This window comes from Bifidobacterium santillanense (assembly GCF_018555385.1).
In the GTDB taxonomy this organism is placed as follows: domain Bacteria; phylum Actinomycetota; class Actinomycetes; order Actinomycetales; family Bifidobacteriaceae; genus Bifidobacterium; species Bifidobacterium santillanense.
Map to the genome: position 1 here is coordinate 557,920 of NZ_JAFEJS010000001.1, position 20,014 is coordinate 577,933.

Annotated in this window: 14 protein-coding genes and 1 other RNA gene; 2 read left to right on the top strand and 13 right to left on the bottom strand. The window is 69.2% G+C overall.

The genetic code is table 11. The annotated features are described in order from the left end of the window. Positions 1-46: 46 nt before the first annotated feature. A complete protein-coding gene (locus JS528_RS02490) occupies positions 47-943 on the top strand; it encodes a carbohydrate kinase family protein (RefSeq protein ID WP_214357495.1) in 897 nt (298 codons plus the stop codon). 289 nt (positions 944-1,232) lie between these two features. Beyond that, entirely contained in the window at positions 1,233-2,459 is a 1,227-nt protein-coding gene (locus JS528_RS02495) for an MFS transporter (RefSeq protein ID WP_214357496.1), read from the top strand. Between the two features lie 151 nt (positions 2,460-2,610). Here the strand turns inward: JS528_RS02495 and JS528_RS02500 are convergent, their stop codons facing one another. The 13 genes from JS528_RS02500 to rsmH all read right to left on the bottom strand — a co-directional run bounded on the left by JS528_RS02500 (position 2,611) and on the right by rsmH (position 19,966). Next, positions 2,611-5,775, bottom strand: coding sequence for an alpha-mannosidase (locus JS528_RS02500; RefSeq protein WP_214357497.1), 3,165 nt, complete (start codon positions 5,773-5,775; stop codon positions 2,611-2,613). Positions 5,776-5,849: 74 nt separating this feature from the next. Continuing rightward, positions 5,850-6,246, bottom strand: a transfer-messenger RNA (tmRNA) gene (gene ssrA / locus JS528_RS02505). A 138-nt stretch (positions 6,247-6,384) separates the two neighbouring features. Next, on the bottom strand, positions 6,385-7,410 hold the full coding sequence (locus JS528_RS02510) for a cell division protein FtsQ/DivIB (protein WP_214357498.1): 1,026 nt from the start codon (positions 7,408-7,410) through the stop codon (positions 6,385-6,387). Further along, positions 7,410-8,948 carry a UDP-N-acetylmuramate--L-alanine ligase gene (gene murC, locus JS528_RS02515; protein WP_214357499.1) on the bottom strand — a complete coding sequence of 513 codons (1,539 nt, stop codon included), beginning with the start codon at positions 8,946-8,948 and terminating at the stop codon, positions 7,410-7,412. The genes JS528_RS02510 and murC overlap by 1 nt, the downstream gene beginning before the upstream one ends. Before the next feature lie 83 nt (positions 8,949-9,031). Further along, complete coding sequence (locus tag JS528_RS02520; protein ID WP_214357500.1) at positions 9,032-10,189, bottom strand: UDP-N-acetylglucosamine--N-acetylmuramyl-(pentapeptide) pyrophosphoryl-undecaprenol N-acetylglucosamine transferase; 1,158 nt, start codon at positions 10,187-10,189, stop codon at positions 9,032-9,034. A gap of 44 nt (positions 10,190-10,233) precedes the next feature. After that, a complete protein-coding gene (locus JS528_RS02525) occupies positions 10,234-11,415 on the bottom strand; it encodes a peptidoglycan glycosyltransferase FtsW (RefSeq protein WP_240541251.1) in 1,182 nt (393 codons plus the stop codon). Continuing rightward, positions 11,402-12,853: a UDP-N-acetylmuramoyl-L-alanine--D-glutamate ligase gene (murD, locus tag JS528_RS02530; protein WP_214357502.1), complete on the bottom strand. Its 1,452-nt coding sequence runs from the start codon at positions 12,851-12,853 to the stop codon at positions 11,402-11,404. The genes JS528_RS02525 and murD overlap by 14 nt, the downstream gene beginning before the upstream one ends. A 66-nt stretch (positions 12,854-12,919) precedes the next feature. Next, on the bottom strand, positions 12,920-14,026 hold the full coding sequence (mraY, locus tag JS528_RS02535) for a phospho-N-acetylmuramoyl-pentapeptide-transferase (protein ID WP_214357503.1): 1,107 nt from the start codon (positions 14,024-14,026) through the stop codon (positions 12,920-12,922). Between the two features lie 69 nt (positions 14,027-14,095). Then, positions 14,096-15,625, bottom strand: a complete 1,530-nt coding sequence (locus JS528_RS02540) for a UDP-N-acetylmuramoyl-tripeptide--D-alanyl-D-alanine ligase (protein ID WP_214357567.1) — start codon at positions 15,623-15,625, stop codon at positions 14,096-14,098. Between the two features lie 92 nt (positions 15,626-15,717). Next, positions 15,718-16,605, bottom strand: a complete 888-nt coding sequence (locus JS528_RS02545) for a UDP-N-acetylmuramyl peptide synthase (protein ID WP_214357504.1) — start codon at positions 16,603-16,605, stop codon at positions 15,718-15,720. 33 nt (positions 16,606-16,638) lie between these two features. Next, positions 16,639-18,450: a peptidoglycan D,D-transpeptidase FtsI family protein gene (locus JS528_RS02550; protein WP_214357505.1), complete on the bottom strand. Its 1,812-nt coding sequence runs from the start codon at positions 18,448-18,450 to the stop codon at positions 16,639-16,641. Continuing rightward, positions 18,450-18,905, bottom strand: coding sequence for a cell division protein FtsL (ftsL, locus tag JS528_RS02555; protein WP_214357506.1), 456 nt, complete (start codon positions 18,903-18,905; stop codon positions 18,450-18,452). The genes JS528_RS02550 and ftsL overlap by 1 nt, the downstream gene beginning before the upstream one ends. 5 nt (positions 18,906-18,910) lie before the next feature. Beyond that, a complete protein-coding gene (rsmH, locus tag JS528_RS02560) occupies positions 18,911-19,966 on the bottom strand; it encodes a 16S rRNA (cytosine(1402)-N(4))-methyltransferase RsmH (RefSeq protein WP_214357568.1) in 1,056 nt (351 codons plus the stop codon). Between the last annotated feature and the right edge of the window lie 48 nt (positions 19,967-20,014).

The window sequence follows — 20,014 nt, forward strand, 5'->3', positions numbered from 1 at the left end:
AAGATTTCCCAAACGGAAAAACCACCACAAAGGAAAGGAACCCACCATGTCCAAGCCCATCGTTCTCTCCCTCGGCGAACTTCTGTGGGACATGCTCCCCACCGGCAAGCGCGCCGGCGGCGCCCCCGTCAACTTCGCCTACCACGCGATGATGAACGGCGCGGACGGTTACTCCATCTCCGCCGTCGGCGAGGATGAGCTCGGCGACGAGCTGCTCGCCGAGACCGCCAAGGCCGGCATCCACGCCGTCATCCAGCGCAACGCCTGGCCGACCTCCACCGTCGAGGTCGAGCTGCGCAACGGCATCCCGGAGTACACCATCGTCAAGGGCGTGGCCTGGGACCACATCCTGTACACCAAGCAGCTCATCGACGTCGTCAAGCAGGCCGACGCCGTGTGCTACGGCACCCTGGCCCTGCGCTCCCCGGAGTCCCACGCCACCATCACCGAGCTGCTCAAGCACACCAAGCCGGGCGCGATGAAGTTCTTCGACATCAACCTGCGCGGCGACCACTACTCCAAGGAGCTCATCGAGGAGCTGCTCGGCTACGCCACCGTGTTCAAGATCAACGACGAGGAGCTGCTGCTCCTGCGCGACATGTTCGACATCCGCGGCACCTCCGGCGATGACGCCTCCCGCTGGTTCCTCGAGCAGTACGATCTCGACTACGTGATCCTGACCGCAGGCTCCGCCTACTCCACGATCATCTCCAAGAACGGCGAGATCTCCACCGTGGACACCCCGCGCGTCGAGGTCGTCGACACCGTCGGCGCCGGCGACTCCTTCTCCGGCACGTTCACCGCCCGCACCCTGCTGGGCGACTCCCTGTCCGAGGCGCACCGCACGGCCGTCAACACCGCCGCCTTCGTGTGCACCCAGGCCGGCGCCTGGCCGGAGTACCCGGCCCAGATGCCCGACTACCTGGCCGAGGCCGGCAAGTAAGCCGATCCCCCATTTCGTCCCGCATGGCCGATGTGAACGCGGCGGCCATGCGGGACGATTGCGGTCTCACCGCATTTTCGATTTTCGGCACCCCTCTCCCCCAGGGGCATGGCTTGCGCCGGGACAACGGCGTCCCGGATTCACACCGATACGACCGGACTCCCGGCGCGAGCCATGCCCTTTCGGGTGCGGGACGCCGCTCATAACTGAATATCGATAACTGAACGACAACCAAGCAACGGCAATTTCGTCCGTCTCATTAACAAGCAGTAGAAAAAGGGAATTTCTAATGAGCAACGAAACCACCAAGACCGGCAACGCCGGATTCGCCAAGATCCTCCCGGTGATGTTCGCCTTCTTCGTCATGGGCTTCGTCGACCTCGTCGGCACCGCGACGAACTACGTCAAGGGCGAGTTCAACCTGGCCGACGGCACCGCGAACCTGTTCACCACGATGGTGTTCTTCTGGTTCCTGATCTTCTCCGTGCCCACCGGCATGCTGATGAACAAAATCGGCCGCCGCAAAACCGTCCTGTGGTCCATCCTCGTCACCCTTGTGGCCATGGCCCTGCCGATCATCGCCTACACGGTCCTGTCCGGCACCGCGCGACTGGTCCTGATCGTCGCGTCCTTCGCGTTCCTGGGCATCGGCAACACCCTGATGCAGGTCTCCCTCAACCCCCTGCTGACCGTGTTCGTCAAGGGCGACAAGCTCGCCTCGACCCTCACCACCGGCCAGTTCGTCAAGGCCTTCGCCTCCCTGTTCGCCCCCTACATCGCCATCTGGGGCGCCACCAAGCTCGGCATGTGGTGGATCCTGTTCGTGATCTACTTCGTCATCGGCATCGTCGGCTACATCCTGCTCGCCTTCGACAAGATCGACGAGCCCGCCCCCGACGCCGGCACCACCACCATCGGCCGCTGCTTCAAGCTCCTGTTCTCCGACGCCATCGTGTTCCTGTGCTTCCTGGGCATCGTGGCGCACGTGGGCGTCGACGTCGGCATCAACGCGCAGGCGCCGCGCATCCTGACCGAGCACACCGGCGACCAGTTCACCGAGATCGCCGCCACCGCCACGATGGTGTACTTCATCGCCCGTATGATCGGCTGCTTCACCGGCGGCATCGTCCTGCAGAAGATCAGCAACAAGGTCGGCCTGCGCGTGTGCGGCGTGATCATGACCCTGTCGGCCGTGTGCTTCGCCGCGTTCACGCTCGTTACGGACAACCCGCCGGTGTGGCTGTTCTGGACCGCGGTCGCGCTGGTCGGCTTCGGCAACTCGAACGTGTTCTCCCTGTTCCTGTCCCACGCGCTCATGTACCGTCCGGACCGTCAGAACGAGATCTCGGGACTCATGCTCATGGGCCTGATCGGCGGCGCGATCTTCCCGCCGGTCATGGGCGTCGCGGCCGACGCGGCCGGCCAGTTCGGCGGCATCCTCGTCATGGCCGTCGGCTGCCTCTACGTCCTCATCATGGGCTTCGGCTACAGGCTGCTCGAAGGCAAGCGCGCCTGAGCCGACGAGTCTGACCCGACGGCCTGCCCCGGTTCCGGGACGCATAGATGCCTCGGAGATGAGAAGAAGCGCCGTTCCTCCCCTCGGGAGGGGCGGCGCTTCTCGCGTTCCTCCGGCCGGATACCCCGATCAAGCGGACAGCCGGGCATGGTCACGCGCGGCGGATGCGCAGCGTGGCCAGCTGGAACGGCGCGAACGTCAGGGCGGCGCCCTCGGCCGGGACGGCGTCCTCTCCCCCGGCCAGCGCGCGGGGCAGGTCGTCGGGCAGCTCGGGCTCCTCCAGGAGGTTCACCTCGCGCACCGTCGCCCCGGCGAGCGCCGCGTCCACGTGCAGCACGGCGGACGCGGCGCCTCCCGCGGCCTCGTACAGACGCACGACGAGATCGTCGGAGCCGTCGTCGGCGAGCTTCACCCAATCGAGCGCGACGACGCCGGACACGTCGCCGAGCGAGACCGGCGGGGCGAACGCGGGCAGTTCGCCGACGACGGGACAGTTGAGCCTCGCCGCCTCGGCCAGTACGGCGTCCATGCCGGCTCCCGCGAGGACGGACCATGCGAACGCGTGTCTTCCCCGGTCCGTGTCCGGATCGGGGAAGCGCGGCGCGGAGAGCAGGGACAGGCGCACCATGACGCCGCGTCCGGCACCGTACGGGGCGTCCCCGCGGATGGGGCTCACATCGGAGCCGTACGTGGAGGCGTTCACGACGGCGGCCGCGTAGCCCGACTCGGCAACGCGCACGAAGCGGTGCGTGCAGCTTTCGAACATGGCCTCGTCGGACCGCGTGTTCCCGGCGACCGGACGCTCGACCAGACCATACTGACACTCGTACTGGGCGCGGTCGGCAAGCAGAGCCACCGGCAGATCGACCTTGAGGAAGCGCTCGTCGGCATGCCAGTCCACGTCGGCGGCGAAGTCGAGCGAGTCGGCGCCCGGGCGCAGCGTGATGCGGGTGCGGATGACGACGCCCTCGGCCTCGGCGCGGGTCTCGACGCTCGCGGCGCCGTCCGGTTCGGAACGCGAGTCGACGATCGAGGAGCCGGCGAGCGCGGCGGCGGTGAGGAGCGCGTCACGCTGGATCTCCCACGCATCCCACTGGGACGGTTCGTCGCGCAGCAGCTCGTAGCGGCCCAGCCGGGCGCCCTCGGGCACGAGCTCGCGCCCACAGCGTCGGTCGACGAGCGAGGAGACGGTGCCGTCGGCCTCGACGCGTACGGCGAGGATCCCGTTGTCGAGTGTGGTCCCGGCGTCGTCGCGTGCGATGCGCACGGGCGTGACCGGCTCCGATGCGCCGGCGCGGGCGAGGTCGCGCGCGGACATGACCGTCCACGCGTCGCCGTGGTCGCGCGCATACGGGACGATCACCGCGCCCCTCACGATGCGGTCGGACGGTTCGGCGGCGGCGATGGCCGCCCCGGCCCCCGCGGCGAGGTCGCGCAGCCGGGCGAGGTCGCGCGCGTATTCGGCGCGGGCCCGGCGATGCACCCAGGCGATGGCGGAACCGGGCAGGATGTCGTGGAACTGGTTGAGGAGCAGCGTCCTCCAGATGCGCTCCAGCTCCCCGCGCGGGTAGGCGTACGTCGGGTCCTTGAGTCGGGCCGCGGCGCACAGGTATTCGGTCTCGCGCAGCAGGGCCTCCTCCGCACGGCAGTCGCGCTTCATGTCCTGCTGGGAGGTCAGTGTGCCGCGGTGCAGCTCCAGGTACAGCTCGCCCCGGTATACGGGGGTCTCGCCGCGCGCGTCGTCGACGATGTCGCGGCGGACGCGGTCGAACAGCTCGTCGGGCGTGCCGAAGTCGACCTTGGGGGCGCCGGCGAGGTTCCGGGCGCGGCGGATGCGCGCGGCCATCTCGCGGGTGGGGCCGCCTCCCCCGTCGCCGTGGCCGTACAGCAGGATCGCGTTGCGCGACAGGTCCTTGTCGAGGAAGTTGCGCTGCGAGTGCATGAGCTCGTGCATCTCCACGGTCGAGGCGTACGTGTCGGACGGCGGGAAGTGGACGAGGATGCGCGTGCCGTCGACACCCTCCCACAGGAACGAGTGGTGCGGGAACCGGGTCGTGTCGTTCCAGGAGATCTTCTGCGTGAGGAACCAGTCGAATCCGGCGCGGCGGGCGATCTGCGGCCACGCGCCGCTGTAGCCGAAGCTGTCCGGCAGCCATACGCCGCGGGGCTCGACGCCGAGGCGCTCCCCGAAGTAGCGGCGACCGAACGTGATCTGGCGGACCAGCGACTCCCCGGCGGGCATCATGCCGTCGGATTCGACCCACATGCCGCCCACGGGGACGAACCGTCCCTCGGCGACGCGGGCGCGCAGCCGTGCGAAGAGGTCGGGATGGCCCTCCTCGAGCCATGCGTACTGCTGGGCGGAGCTCATCGCGTAGGTGAGGTCGGGGTCCTCGTCCATCAGGGCGAGCACGTTGGCGACGGTGCGCGCGACCTTGCGCCGGGTCTCCCTGACGGGCCACAGCCATGCGGAGTCGATGTGCGCGTGGCCGACGGCGACGTGGGCGATGGCGCTGGAGGAGGCCGGCTCGGTCAGCACGCCGGCGAGTTCGGCGCGTGCGGCGGCGAGCGTGCCGGCGATGTCCTGCTCGTCGTAGGCGTTGAGCGACCGCTGCAGCGCCTTGGCGAGCTGCCAGTAGCGAGGATCGTCGTCGTGGAGCTCGCGGATCAGCGAGGAGACGGTCTCGAGGTCCATGTGGTAGGCGAACACGTCCCCGTCGAACGCGGCGACGTCCACGCGGCGCATCGTGTACGGGGTGTGCGGACGGTCGACCCGGCCGGTCGGCCCCTCGCCGAGCCGGGTGGGTGCGAACGACGGCTCGCATGCGATGTTCGGGTTGGCGGCGGCCTCGATGTAGAGGGTGAAGCGGCCGTCCCCGTCGAGGTCGACGGCCGTGGCCCCGTCGGCGCCGGCGAGCGGCACCCAGTGGTTCATCGGGTTCACGGCCTTGACGGCGGTGCCGTCGGCACGGTAGACAAGGCCCTCGGCGTGGAATCCGGGCCACCGGTCGATCCAGCCCAAGTCGACGAGCAGTTCGATCCCGCGCCCCGCTGCCGCCCCGGGATCGACGCGGCCCCGCACCTCGAACCATGTGGTGCCCCATGTGGTGCCCCACTCGCCGGGGACCTCGAACGGACGGAACGCGACGGCTCCGGCGCGCGCACGGGCGAGGAACTCCCCCGAGGGCTCCGGCTCGCCGGGGTTGTCGTACGCCCGGAGCGTGCACGAGGACAGAACGGTGTGGATATGCGGCGCGACGCGCTGCCGCATCACGCGCTCGCAGCGCTCGAGCTGCTGTTCGGGCAGAAGAAACATGTGGCCGCGGCCCTCCTTCGGCGATGTGGACGGATACGAAAAAGCGCCACCCCGGGTGGGATGGCGCTTCGTGATGGTGGAGATGCGGGGAATTGAACCCCGGTCCGGTGACCGTACCCTCAGTCTTCTACGTGCGTAGTCTGCTGGCCGTGCGGCGGTTTTTCTGCCCCCAACTGTGTCGCAGACGACCGTTGGCGAGCATATCCGCAGTCAAAGTCCCGATGCGGCCCTGAGGCTCAGCCGTATCAGCAAGTCCTCTAAACGACGCTCAGCATTCCCCCGAAGACGAGGGGAAGTGAACGGAGCGGCTGCTCACTGGTTAATCCTGGCGCGAAGCTCAGGCAGCGAGAGCGAACTCAGTGCGGTTAGATTTAGCACTTATTTTTTTGCCGGGGGCATCCACGAGCGGACCCGGCGTTCTCGGCACGCTTCCCTGCGACGAACAGGTCACCGTCGAAACCGATCATCCCCAATCTTGAATTATCAAGCCCCGCCCATTCAGGCGGACACCTCAGCATACAACCGTCCGGCACCGGAACGCAAATCGGCGGCGTCGCTCACGCCGTCGGCGAACAACGGACGACGGGCGGACGCGCCGCCGGCAGCGTCTCAGCGCAGCACCGGCCGCAGCGGCGCGGAGACGTCGACCTCCGTCTTGTCGCCGATGACCTTCTTGTCGGACAGGATCTTGTCGACGACGGCCTTCTTGAGCTTCATCTGGGAGGAGTCGCCCCATACGACCGTGTGCTTGCCGCCGTCGAGCTGGGTGGTGATGGAGTCCTGCGTGGCGGCGGTGACCTTGGTGATCCGGTTGCGCATCGACTCGGGCAGCGAGTCCAGCACCTTGAGCGCCTCCTTGACGGCGCGGCGTTTGAGTCCCGCCGACACGTCCTTCACCTCGATCACGGGGATGCCGTCGACCGACGCCCCGGCCACGGAGTTGAGCACGCGCGCCTTGGAGTCGACGGCGGTCATCGAATCGCCGCCGGACGCCTTGAGCATCGCCGCCGGACGCTGCGATTCGACGGCGACGGCCAGGCCGTGCGGCCAGCGCTTCGTCGCCGTGGCGCTGGTGACGCCCGGGATGGACGACATCCGCTCGGTCATGTCGCTGGTGTTGACCAGCACGAGCGACCGGCCGGTCTGCTCGTCGACGATGTCGCGGATGTCCGACTCGCTCACCCACTTGTTGGCGCCCGTGACCGTGACCTGCGACGCGTCAAGACGCAGCGCCGGCGAGAGGAACAGCAGCCAGCACAATCCGACGACCAGGACGACGGCGAGCGCCGCGATCCCGGCGCGCAGGGCGATCGCCCGCACCCCGGCGCGCTTGCGCTCCCTGGCCCTGGCGGTGAAGTCGACGACCTTGGGCCTGGTGGCCAGTCCCAGCGTGCCGGAGTTCTCCCGGAGCGTCTTGGCGACGAGGTCCTCGCTGCTGAGTCTGCGGGCATCGACGAACGCCCCCGGCTTGGAGCGCGACGGATCGGCGGACGAGCCGGAGACGGTCTTGCGCGGCTGGCGGCGCGGCGGCTGGGACGGCTTCGACGGCTGCGCGCGGCGGACGAGCCGTCCGCGGTTGCCTCGTTCCGGACCGCGTCCCGGCTCACCGCCGGAGCTGACGACCCTGCCCGCCATCAGTCGCAGCTTTCGCGATGCGCCTCGAGCGCGTGGAGGATCACCTCGCCCATGTCGGTGATGTCGCCGGCGCCGACGGTGAAGACGACGTCGCCGTGGTGGGCGCGCATCGCCATCATCCGGGCGGCCAGCTCCATGTCCTCGACGGCGCGGAACTCCACGCCGGTCATGCCCTGCGCCTCGCGCACGATGGTCACGGGGCCGACGCCCGGGAAGTCGGCCTGCTTCTCTCGGGCCGGGTAGATGCCGGTGACGATGACGTCGTCGGCCTTGGACAGGGCCTGCGCGAACTCGCGGGCGAAGAACTTCGTGCGGCTGAACAGGTGCGGCTGGAAGAGCACGCGGATCACGCTGTGCGGGTAGCGGCGGCGCGCGGCGTCGAGCAGCGCGGCGATCTCGGTGGGATGGTGCGCGTAGTCGTCGACGACGGTGACCTGCTTGACGACGCCCTTGATCTGGAAGCGTCGCACGGCGCCGCGGAAGGACGCGATGGCGCCGGCGGCGTCGGCCGGGGAGACGCCCAGCAGCACGGCCGCGGTGATCGCGGCGGCGGCGTTGCGCGCATTGTGCAGACCCGGCACCTCGAGGCTGACGGCCTGTTCGACGTCGGCGCCTGCGGTGACGGCAGCCGGCAGATGGAGCGTGAAGTGCTCGGCGCCGGACTCGGCGGACTCGCTTTCGGATTCGATGTGCACGTACGCGGCGCCGTTCAGTCCCCCGAGCGCGGGGTCGTCGGCCGGCGTGGTGCCGTAGGCGACGGCGTGCGCGGCGACGGCGGGGTCGAGCGCGAGCAGCACGGCCAGCGCGTTCGGGTCGTCGGCGCAGATGACGATATGGCCGGTGGCGTGGCCGGCGTGCTCGACGAAGGCGGCGCGGTAGTGCGCCTCGTCGCCGTAGTGGTCGAGATGGTCGGCCTCGCAGTTGGTGATGACGGCGATCTGCGGACGGTACTTCTCGAAGCTGCCGTCGGATTCGTCGGCCTCGGCGACGAGGGCCTCTCCCCCGCCGACGTGGCCGCCGTCGATGACCGCGCCGTCCCTGCCCTGGATGGAGCCGCCGATCGCGTAGCTGGGGTCGGCGCCGCAGTGCTCGAGCACGTGGGCCAGCATCGAGCTGGTGGTGGTCTTGCCGTGCGCGCCGGCCACGGTGACCGCGCGGCGGCCGTGCATGAGCAGCGCGAGGATGTCGCTGCGGTGCACGATGCGCTTGCCGGCCTCGTGGGCGGCGACGATCTCCGGGTTGTCCGGCTTGATCGCGCTCGAGTAGACGATGGTGTCCGCGCCGGCGACGTTCTCGGCCCGCTGGCCGAAGGCGACCGTGATGCCCAGGGCCTCGAGGCGGTCCGTCTTGGCGCTGCGTTCGCGGTCGGAGCCGGACACGGCCACGCCGCGCTGGTGCAGCATCTCGGCGAGGACGGACATGCCGGCGCCTCCGATGCCGATGAAATGCGTGGCGCCCAGCGCGTCGACGGTCTCGTCGTCGGCGAACGCGGCGTGCTCGGGGTTGAGGATGATGGGTGAAGTGGTGTCTGCGGTCACGGAAACGTACTCCTTGCAGGAAAAGTCAAATCCTAAATCATTATGTCGGATGCGGTGACAGGGCCCGGGGCCAGGCCGGCGCCTCAGGCGAGGTCGAGGATGCGCCCGGCCATCGTGTCGGCGGCGTCGCGGATGCCGTACTTCCACGCGTTCGCGCCCATGGACCGCAGTCGCTCGGGATCGGCCAGCAGGGCGGGCACCTCCTCGCGCGCCCACGCCGGCGTCAGGTCCGCGTCGGCGACCATGAGGCCGCCGTCCGCCTCGACGACGGGCTGGGCGTTGAAGCGCTGCTCGCCGTTGCCGATCGGCAGCGGCACGTAGACGGCGGGCAGGCCCAGCGCCGTCAGCTCGGCGACGGTGCCGGCGCCCGAACGGCACACGATGAGGTCGGCGCACGCGAACGCGAGGTCGATGCGCTCGAGGTATTCGGCGACGTGGTAGTCGCCCCTGCCAGCCGAGTCCGGTCCGATGCCGGTCAGGTGCTCGGCGCCGGCGTTGACGTCGACGAGTTTCCTGACCTCGTCCGATTTGCCCCTGCCGGTCAGATGCACGACCTGCGCGGCCTTGAGGACGTCGCCGGAGGCGGCGGCCATGGCCCTGTTGAGGCTCGCCGCGCCCAGCGAGCCTCCGGTGACGAGCACGAGCGGGCGGTCCGGGTCGACGCCGAGTTCGGCGGCGGCCGCGGCGCGCGCGCCGGCGCGGTCGGTCTCGAGTCTGGTCACGAGGGATGCGATGGCGGGGCGCAGCGGCAGGCCGACGCGTGCGATCTCGCCGCCCTTGGCGGGTCTGAGGCCGGTGCCGTCGTACACGGTGCCGATGAACTCGGCCCAGCGGCTGCCCAGCTTGTTGGCCATGCCGGCGCGGGCGTTCTGCTCGTGGATGACGATCGGGATGCCCATCCTGTGGGCGGTCGAGTAGACGGGTGCGGAGGCGTATCCGCCGAATCCGACGACCACGTCGGCCTCGCGGGCCTCGAGGATGGAGCGCACCTTGCGCGTCTCGGCGGCCCACTTGCCCGGGAACTTCAGGGCGTACAGGTTGGGGCGCCTCGGGAACGGCACCTTCTCGATGGTGTCGAGTTCGAGGCCGGCGGCCGGGACCAGATCCTTCTCGAGTCCGACGGCGGTGCCGATGACGCTCACCTTCGCGTCGGGGTCCATGCGGCCGATCGCGGCGGCGACGGAGAGCAGCGGGTTGACGTGTCCGGCGGTGCCGCCGCCGGCGAGGACGATATGCTTCATGGTCCTAGAGCATAGTCGCCCCGCGGCCCGTGCGAGGCCGCGACTCACAACTTGGAGACGTCGGCCTTGATCTGCTCCTGCTGGCGCATCAGACGCATCGCCACGCCGGAGATGCCCAGGCACATGATCATCGACGAGCCGCCGGCGGAGATGAACGGCATCGGCACGCCGAAGACCGGGAAGATGCCGACGACGACGCCGATGTTGACCATCGCCTGGCCCACGAGCCACACGAGGATGCACATCAGGGCCATCGAGCTGTAGCGGTCCTTGAGCTGCAGCGCGCTGAACAGCAGGCACCAGCCGAGGATCACGAAGATGAGGATCACCATCGCGCAGCCGAGGAATCCGGTCTCCTCGCCGATGATCGCGAAGATGAAGTCGTTGTGCGCGGCGGGCAGGTAGTTCCACTTCTCGCGCGAGTTGCCCAGACCCAGACCCAGCAGACCGCCCGAGGCGATCGCGTAGCGCGCGTGCATCGACTGGAAGCAGATGCCCTGCGCGTCCGCGGCCGAGCATTCGCTGTAGGCGGCGAGCACGCGCTGGCGGCGGTTGGGGCTGGAGGCGATCAGGGCCACCACCATGACGGCCATGACCGCGACGAGCGCGGCCATCCACTTGCCCGGGAATCCGGCGATCAGGAAGGCCACGACGCCGATGAACACGATGATCATGGCGGTGCCGAGGTCCTTGCCGCCGAGGATGAGCAGCAGACACGCGCCGTACACGCCGCCGGCCGCGCTGTACGCCTTGAGCTGCTCCTTGAAGGTGCGGGCGCGATCGTACTTGCGCTTGGCGATGATCAGGGCCGTGGGCAGCCAGATGCACAGCGCGAACTTGACGAACTCGGCCGGCTGGATCGTGACGCCGCCGACGCCGATCCAGCCGTTGTTGCCGTACTGGCCGACGCCGAGCGGCGTGAAGGTGAGCAGCTGCAGGAACATGGCGACGACCACGGCCGCGAAGCCCCAGCGCCGGTACAGGCGCACCGGCAGCATGGAGCAGATGAAGCCGAAGACGAGGCCGAGCACGCAGAACATCACCTGGCTGAGCGATTCGGTGAACGGCGATTTGCCGGACGAGGCGGCCGACACGGCGGAACTGGAGAAGACCATGATCACGCCGAAGACGCTCAGGCCCAGCACGGACATGCGGAACCCGTGGTAGCACCACAGCGGGTTGAGCAGGCTCTGCGGGCCCGAGGGACGGCGCTCAGCGTCCGTCATGCGCATTCACCCATCGCTTGGCCGCGTCGGTGAACTTGTCGCCGCGGTCGGCGTAGGAGACGAACTGGTCCATGGAGGCGCAGGCGGGCGCCATGAGCACCACGTCGCCGGGTTCGGCGTAGGATCCCGCGGCCTCGACGGCGCGCGCCATCACGTCGTCGTTCGGCTCGGGGTCGATGACGGTCAGCGGCGTCTCGGGCGAGGAGGCGGCGAACGCGTCGAGCATCGGCTGCTGGTCGCGGCCGATGATGACGGCGGCCTTGATGGTGTCCTTCCTGTCGGCGACGAGGTGCTCGAAGCGGCTGCCCTTGGCCAGGCCTCCGGCGATCCAGACGACGGAGCCGTCGGCGAAGCTCGACAGGGAGGCGTTGGCGGCATGCGCGTTGGTGGCCTTGGAGTCGTCGACGAAGCGGATGGCGCGGCCGGAGGCGTCCGGCCTCGTGGCGGCGACGGTGGCGATGCGGTGGCCGCCGGGCCTGAAGCCCTTGAGCGCCTCGAGGGCCTTGTCCCTGTCGGCGCCGAAGCCGAGCACGAGGGCGAGGGCGGTCAGGGCGTCGGCCAGCAGATGCGGGTAGATGGTGCCGTCGGGCTCGGTCAGATGCGTGAACTCGGCGATCGGCGCGACCCTGACGGTCTCGCCGGGCTCTCCCCCGGCCACGCCGCTCCTGTCGACGATCCAGCCGTCCTCGACGCCGATCTGGCCGGCCTCGGGCGCGCCGAGCGTGAAGCCGACCCTGCGGCAGCCCTCGGCGGGCTCGGCGGCGAGAGCCTTGGCGGTCACGACGGGGTCGTCGGCGTTGTAGACGAGGGCGCGCTTGGCGCGGTGGAACACCTTGGCCTTGTCGGCGGCGTAGTTCTCGCGGCCGCCGTGCCAGTCGAGGTGGTCGTCGGCGATGTTGGTGATGGCCGCGCAGTCGAGCGCGAGCGAGTCGGTGAAGTGCAGCTGGAAGGAGCTCAGCTCGACGCACAGCACGTCGTGCTCGGGGTTGGTGGCGCATCGCGACAGGGACATCGCCATGTTGCCGGAGGCGATGTTTCCGGCGGTGGGCGCGTCGTAGCCGCACGCGGTGAGCATGACCGAGGTCATCTCGGTGGTGGAGGTCTTGCCGTTGGTGCCGGTGATGCCGATCCACGCGGCCGGGCGTCCGGTGCGGCGCGAGTCGACGCGCAGACGCCATGCGAACTCGACCTCGCTCATGACCGGGATGCCGCGGCGCCGGGCCTCGAGGATGAACGGGGTGCGCGGGTTGAAGACCGGGGACGACATGACGTAGTCGACCCGATCCCAGTCCACCTTGTCGAAGGAGTCGAGATCCGCGGTCGGCTTCCTCTCGTCGACGCCGATGACGTGGGCGCCGAGCTCCCTGAGGACCTCGCCCAGCGAGGTGCCGGAGACGCCGAGTCCGGCGATGACTACGGTCTTGCCATTGATATCCATGATGCTTTTGCCTCTGTGTCCCTATGAGATTATGGCTGTGTGGTTACGAGATGCGGATGCGGCGGGTCAGCCGAAGAGCAGACCGGAGCGGGTGGCCCAGTCGCCGTAGAAGATCACGAGCGAGATGAGCACGAACATGAGCTCGATCATCCAGAAGCGGACCACGACCTTGGACTCCTGCCATCCGCACAGCTCGAAGTGGTGGTGGATCGGCGCCATCTTGAACACGCGCTTGTGCGTGGCCTTGAAGTAGCCGACCTGGATGACGTCGCTCATCGCCTCGATCACGTACAGGCCGCCGAGGATGACGGCGAGGAACTCGGTGTGGGTGGCGATGGAGAGCGCGGCGAACAGGCCGCCCAGCGCCAGCGAGCCGGTGTCGCCCATGAAGATGGTGGCCGGGTTGGTGTTGTACCACAGGAACCCGATGCAGGCCACGGCCGCGCACACGGCGATGATGGTCAGGTCGAGCGGGTCGGAGACGGCGTACGCGTAGCCGGAGTGGCCGGCGCCCCTGAGGTGGTAGCTCTCCCAGAACGCGATGACGCCGTATCCGGTGAACGCGATCATCGAGGATCCGGCGGCCAGGCCGTCGAGGCCGTCGGTCAGGTTCACGGCGTTCGTCCATGCGGTCATCAGGAAGTTGACCCACACGACGAACAGGACGATGGCGACGGCGCGGCCGGCGAACTCGAAGCTGAAGAACGGGCGCTCGATGAAGCTCATGCCCGCCTGCGCGCTCGGGAAGCCGCTCTTGGTCGGGATGATCAGGGCGAGCACCGCGTAGATGGTGGCGAAGATGAACTGGCCGATGAACTTGCCGCGCACCGTCAGGCCCTCGCTCTGCTTCTTGCGCACCTTGGCGAAGTCGTCGATGAAGCCGAGCAGACCCATCGAGAGCATCGCGAAGAGCACGAGCACCGCGGACCAGGAGGGCACGTCGCCCATGTGCAGATAGCGGTAGAGGGCGGAGGATCCCCAGCCGAGCACGATGGCGATGTTGATCACCACGCCGCCGAGCGTCGGGGTGCCGCGCTTGACCTGATGCGACTTCGGACCGTCCTGGCGGATGTACTGGCCGTAGTGGAGCCGGTGCACCAGACGGATGAGCATCGGGGTGCCGACGAGCGTGACGACCAGCGTCACCAGCATTCCTATGATTAGCGCAATCACTTGGGATCTTCCTCTTCTTGGTTTCTTGACCCCCGGACCTTCGCGCCCGGGGGCATGTCGGACGACAGGTTACTTGGCGGTCTCGGCGGGGGCCCAGCGTTCAGCCAGCGCGCTCAGTCCCGAGGCGTGGGACCCCTTGAGCAGGGCGACCGTGCCGGCGTGCTCGCGCGCGACGGCGGTGACGAGCTCGTCGGCCTGATCGGCGTCGTGGACCCAATCGACCGGCACGTCGTTCACCCCGCGCCCGGCGAGCTCCTCGCGCGCGCCCTCGGCCAGCGACTCGGCGAGCGCGTCGAACTCCGGGTCCGAGGCGGAGCCGACGGCGACGATGCGGTCCAGGCCGAGGCCGGCCGCGTACGCGCCGATCGATCGGTGCAGGCCGCGCTCGTCGCCGCCGAGCTCGAGCATCGCGCCGAGCACGGCGACGCGGTACGGCGCGGGATCGGCGCCGGCGCCCCAGCGGGCCAGGCCGTCGAGGCCGGCGCGCATCGAATCGGGGTTGGCGTTGAACGAGTCGTCGATGAGGGTGAAGGTCGCGCCGTCGTGTTCGACGGTGGAGACGGCCATGCGGTGGGGGCTGATGCGGCGCTGCTCGCCGAGCACGCGGGCGATGTCGTCGAGGTCCATGCCGAGCATGCGCGCCACGGTGGCGGCGGCCAGCGCGTTCATCACGTTGTGCGCGCCGGGGATGCCGAGGCTCACGTGCGCGCCCGCGCCGTCGGCGGCGACGAGGTCGAAGGAGGGGCGGTCGTGGTCGTCGGTGGTCAGACCGCGCGCGGTCAGCGCGTCCCTGCCGGCGTTGGCCGGGTCCACGCCGAACCACACGACGTCGGCCGGGGCGATGGCGGCCATCGCGGCGACATGCGCGTCGTCGGCGTTGAGCACGGCCGTGCCGCCGGGCACGAGGCCGCGCACGATCTCGGACTTGGCCTGCGCGATGCGTTCGACCGAGCCGAACTCGCCCAGATGCGCCACGCCCACCTTGAGCACGATGGCGACGTCCGGCGGTGCGATGGTGGTCAGCCTCGCGATCTCGCCGACGTGGTTGGCGCCCATCTCGGCGACGAAGTAGCGGGTGCCCTCGTTGACGGTCAGGGCCGTCAGCGGCAGGCCGATCTCGTTGTTGAACGAGCCGACCGGCGCGACGGTCTCGTCGAGCGTGGACAGCAGGGCCTTGAGCAGGTCCTTGGTGGTGGTCTTGCCGACCGAGCCGGTCAGCGCCACGATGGTGAACGGCTTGCCGCCCTCGGCGCCGTCCGCGGCCGCGCGGCGGCGGACGATGTTGTGGCGGGCCAGCGCGCCCAGCGCCTCGACCGTGTCGTCGACGACGATCTGCGCGATGTCGCAGTCCGGCACCTCGTGGTCGACGATGGCGGCCACGGCGCCGGCGGCGCCCACGCGGGCCACGTAGTCGTGGCCGTCGACACGCTCGCCCTTGATGGCGACGAACACGCCGCCCTCGCCCACCTGACGGGAGTCGCTGACCGCCGAGACGGCGACGGCGCACTCGGGCACCTGCCCCGCGTGCGCGCCCGCGGCAGGGGCCGCGACCCTTCCTCCGACCGCCTCGGCGATCTCCGTGATGGTCATCGGCATCATCGTGCTGGCCACTGTGCTTCTCCTCGTTTCCTTGTTGTCTGGTTCTTGAAAGTCCGTGATCGGTCGGTCCCCCGGTCGGCCCGGGGCCACGACTACTGCAGGTCGCCCGCCACGCGCAGGGCGTTCCTGATGTTGTTGCGGCGCACGCCGGCGGCGAGCACCATCGAGATCGCGAGCGACAGGCGCGCCCGCTCGGCCGGGTCGTCGCCCTCCGTGGCGTACTGGGCGAGCATGTCCGACTCCTCGGTGGGGCTGGTCACGCGCATCTGCTCGTCGGCGCGGAAGCCGTACTCGGACTGCATGCGCTCGATCATCGCGCGATCGGCGTTGACGGGGGCCGGCAGCGACGAGCCGAACACGTCCACGTTCACCGATTCGAGCGCGTGGGCGGACACGGTCAGGTCGTTCAGGGCGATGACCACCGCCGCCGCGCCGTCCTCCGCGCAGATGGCGAGGGTGCGCTGCAGGTCGATGATGCCGAGCGGATACTCGAGATCGAGCTTGCGCTCGAGCGAATAGGAGCCGCCCACGCTGATGATGCCCACGGGGTTGCCGAGCATGTGCAGGAATCTGGCGAGCTTGTCGACCGTGGCGACGCCCTCCTGCGGCGTGTCCGCGCTGACCGCGAAGATCGCGAGCGTGTTGGAGGGGTTGCCGGCCATCTGCGAGGCCAGCGTGCCCAGCTGCTCGGGCGTGGGGTCGGCGAACAGCAGCGGCATGTCCGGATCGGGCAGGTTCGCCCTGTTCGACGAGGGCACGATCGCCGCGTACGCGCCGCTGCGGCGCGCACGGCGCAGCGACTCGACGTCCATGTCCCGCCCCGGGTAGTACAGGGCGCCCGGCTCGATCGAGTCGGGATCGTCGGCGAGCGAGGTGACGGTGACGTGCCCGGCGAACGGCGGCACGAGATCCCAGCCGTAGTGCTCGACGAGGTGTCCGAGCGTCATCCGCTGCATGATGGATTCGCTCACTGCGCTCATAGTGTCCCTTTCATCGTTCTCGTATCCGTCCGCTCACCACTCCAACGGGATAGCATCCGTGCGCTCGGCCGAATTCGGCACCTCGTACTTCTGCATAAGGAATTCACCGATCTTGGCGAACAGGAAGCCCGAGGTGATGCCGCCGTAGGTGCCGTCCGGGTCCTGCATGGCCACGGTGACGACGAAGCGCGGGTTGTCGGCGGGGATGATGCCCACGAAGTCGGCGATGATGGACGTCAGGCGGCCGTCGGAGCCCGCGACCTCGGCGGTGCCGGTCTTCGCGGCGACGCGGTAGCCGTCCACGCCGGCGGTGGCCTTGTACTCCTCGCCGACGGACTCCATCGCGTTGCGGATCTGCTTGGCGTACTGCTCGTCGATGACGCGCGTGGCCTCGTCGTGGACCTTGTTCGTGACGTGGCCGTCCGCGTCGGTGACCGACTTGATGATCGACTGGCGGCGGCTGACGCCGTCGTTGGCGATGACGGAGATCGCGCGCGTCAGCTGCAGGGCGTTGACGGTGTAGCCCTGGCCGAACAGGACCGTGTCCTTGGTGCGGCCGTCCCAGGAGCTCGGCGAGGCGAGCACGCCGTTGGTCTCCCCGGGCAGGTTCAGGCCGCTGGCCTGGCCGATGCCGAACTTGGTGAGCATGTCGTAGCGCTCCTGCGGCGTGACGTCCTTGCCGGCCATGACCATGCCGACGTTCGAGGAGTTGCGCAGGATGCCCGCGAGGGTCCACTGCATGGTGGCGTGCTCGGTGGAGTCGTGGAACTTCTGCCCGTTCCAGTCGATCTCGTAGGGCACGGTGAACTTGTCGTTGATGGTGTGGGCGCCGGTCTGCAGGATCGCCGCCAGCGCGGGGACCTTGCCCACGGAGCCGGGCTCGAAGGTGGCCGTCACGGCGCGCGAGGCGTTGAGCTTGGCCTTGTCGGAGCCGGCCTGGATCTGGTCGCTGTCCTCCAGGGCGATGATCTCGCCGGTCTGGCAGTCCTCGACCACGGCGATGCCCCACTTGGCGTGGAAGCTGGAGACGCCCTCGGTCAGGACCTTCTTGACGTACCAGTCCACGTCGGCGTCGATGGTCAGGCTCACGTTCTTGCCGTCGACGGCGTCCTGGGACTCGGTGACGGTGCCCGGGATGACCTCGCCGCCGTTGCCCCGCTGGTAGACGGTGTAGCCGTCGGTGCCCTTGAGGGTCGAGTTGAGGCTCTGCTCGAGGCCGGCCGCGCCCTCGCCATCGTCGTTGACGCCGCCCAGCAGGGAGCCGAGCAGGGTGTTCTCGGCGTAGACGCGCTCGCTGCTGAGCTCGCCGTAGACGATGCCGGTCAGGCCCATCTTGTCGATCTTGCGCTTGACGGCCGGGGTCACGTTCTTCTTGATGACGAGGTACTTGCCGTCGCCGTTGAGCTTGGCGCCGAGCTCGAGCGCGTCGACCTTGAGGACCGGCGCCAGGAGGCGGGCCACGGCCGCGGCGCCCGTCGCGCCGACCGGCTTGCCCTTGATCTGGTGGCAGTAGCCGTACGACTTGGCCTTCTGCGAGCCGCAGGTGATCGGCGTGAACGCGCTGGCCGCGTCCGGGATGCCGATGATGTTGTAGCGTTCGACGCTCTGCGCGAGCACCACCCCGTTGGTGTCGGTGATGCGCCCGCGGTTGGAGCGGATCGTGATGCGGCTGGTCCTCAGGTCGGTGGCCGCCTGCGCGGTGGCGCTGCCCTGGAGCAGCTGCACGAAGGCGAGCTGGAGCAGGCACGCGCCCGCCACAACGGCGAGCACGAGGCCGATCGCGAGGCAGCGCATCATGAAGGCGTCGAGCCCGTGCCGGCGCGCGAACGCCTTGAGGAATCCCATCACTTGCCCTCCGAGGAGGCCTTGTATCCGTTCAGATCGATGGTCACGGAGCTGGACTGCGGGACCATGCCCATGTCGCTGGCCTTCTGCGGCAGGGAGGCCTGCAGCTGGTCGAGCTTGGCCTGGTCGTCCTGCACGTCCTGGGTCAGGCGGCTGATCGAGGATTCGATCGAGGAGACCTCGAAGGCGTTCTGGATCATCTGGGTGCGCAGCATCAGCGCGCCGATGAGCGTGGATGCGAGGAAGACGACGGCGACGATGATGTGCAGGGTGGGGGCGGAGCGGGTGCGCACCCACTCCATGAAGCGGCCGAAGCCGGCGACGAGGTCGTCCTTGTCGTCGCGGCCGCCGTTGACGACGCGCAGCTCGGGGCGCGAGGCCGGCTTGGCCGCGGGCTCGGGACGGCGCGAGGCCGGCACTGCGTTGGAACGTAGGGAACGTGCTGTGGCTGCCATGATGTTCAGTTCCTCTCCCCATACTGGCGGTCGGATGTGATTGCTGTTTCGAAGCGTTCTGCGTATCTGCGCGGTATCGGTCTGACGAGCTCCACCGCGCGCAGACGCACGGACGCGGATCTCGGGTTCGACGCGATCTCGGCCTCGTCGGCCTTGAGGGCGCCGCGCGTGAGCTCGCGGAAGAAGGGCCGCGCCTCGGGCGGGACCACCGGCATGTTCGGCGGCACGTCGGCCACGAGCCCCTGGGCCATGAACGCCTTGACGGTCTTGTCCTCGAGCGAGTGGTAGGACTCGACGACGATGCGCCCGTGGCCGCGCAGCCTCAGGGCGATCTGCGGCAGGGTGCGGGCGAGCTTGTCCAGTTCGCCGTTCACCTCGATGCGCAGCGCCTGGAAGACGCGCTTGGCGGGGTTGCCGGCCGGGCGGTGGGCCTTGGGCACGACCTCGTCGACCAGCGCGTTGAGCTCGGCGGAGGAGCGCAGGGGGCGGGTCGCCCGGCGCGCGACGATCTCGCGCGCGATCTGGCGGGAGAACTTCTCCTCGCCGTACGTCCTGAAGATGCGCACGAGCGCGCGCTCGTCGTACTCGGCGAGCACCCGTTCGGCCGTGAGCGGCTGGCTGACGTCCATGCGCATGTCCAGCGGCGCGTCGTGGGAGTAGGAGAAACCGCGGTCGGTCTCGTCGATCTGCAGGCTGGACAGGCCCAGATCCATGAAGGCGGCGTCGATGCGGCCGATGCCGTGCTCGTCGAGCGCCTCGGAGAACTCGTCGAAGGCGGCGTGCACGGGGATGAACCGGTCGGCGAGCCCCTCGCGCCCCATGCGCTCGGTGGCCAGCGCCAGCGCCTCGGCGTCGCGGTCGATGCCGACCAGGCGCGCCTCGGGCACCGCCTTGAGGAAGGCGGTGGAGTGCCCGGCCAGGCCCAGCGTGCAGTCGACGATCGTCGGCGCGTGATCCGCGTGCGCACGGCCCGCGATGCCGCCGGTGACGAGGCGCACGCAGTCCTCCAGCAGCACGGGCTGGTGGATGGCGGCGAGGTCGCGTCCGTCGGTCTCGGTCATGTCGTCCTTCTCGTTTCGTTCGGTCGTTGCGGTTGTCGTTGCTGTCGT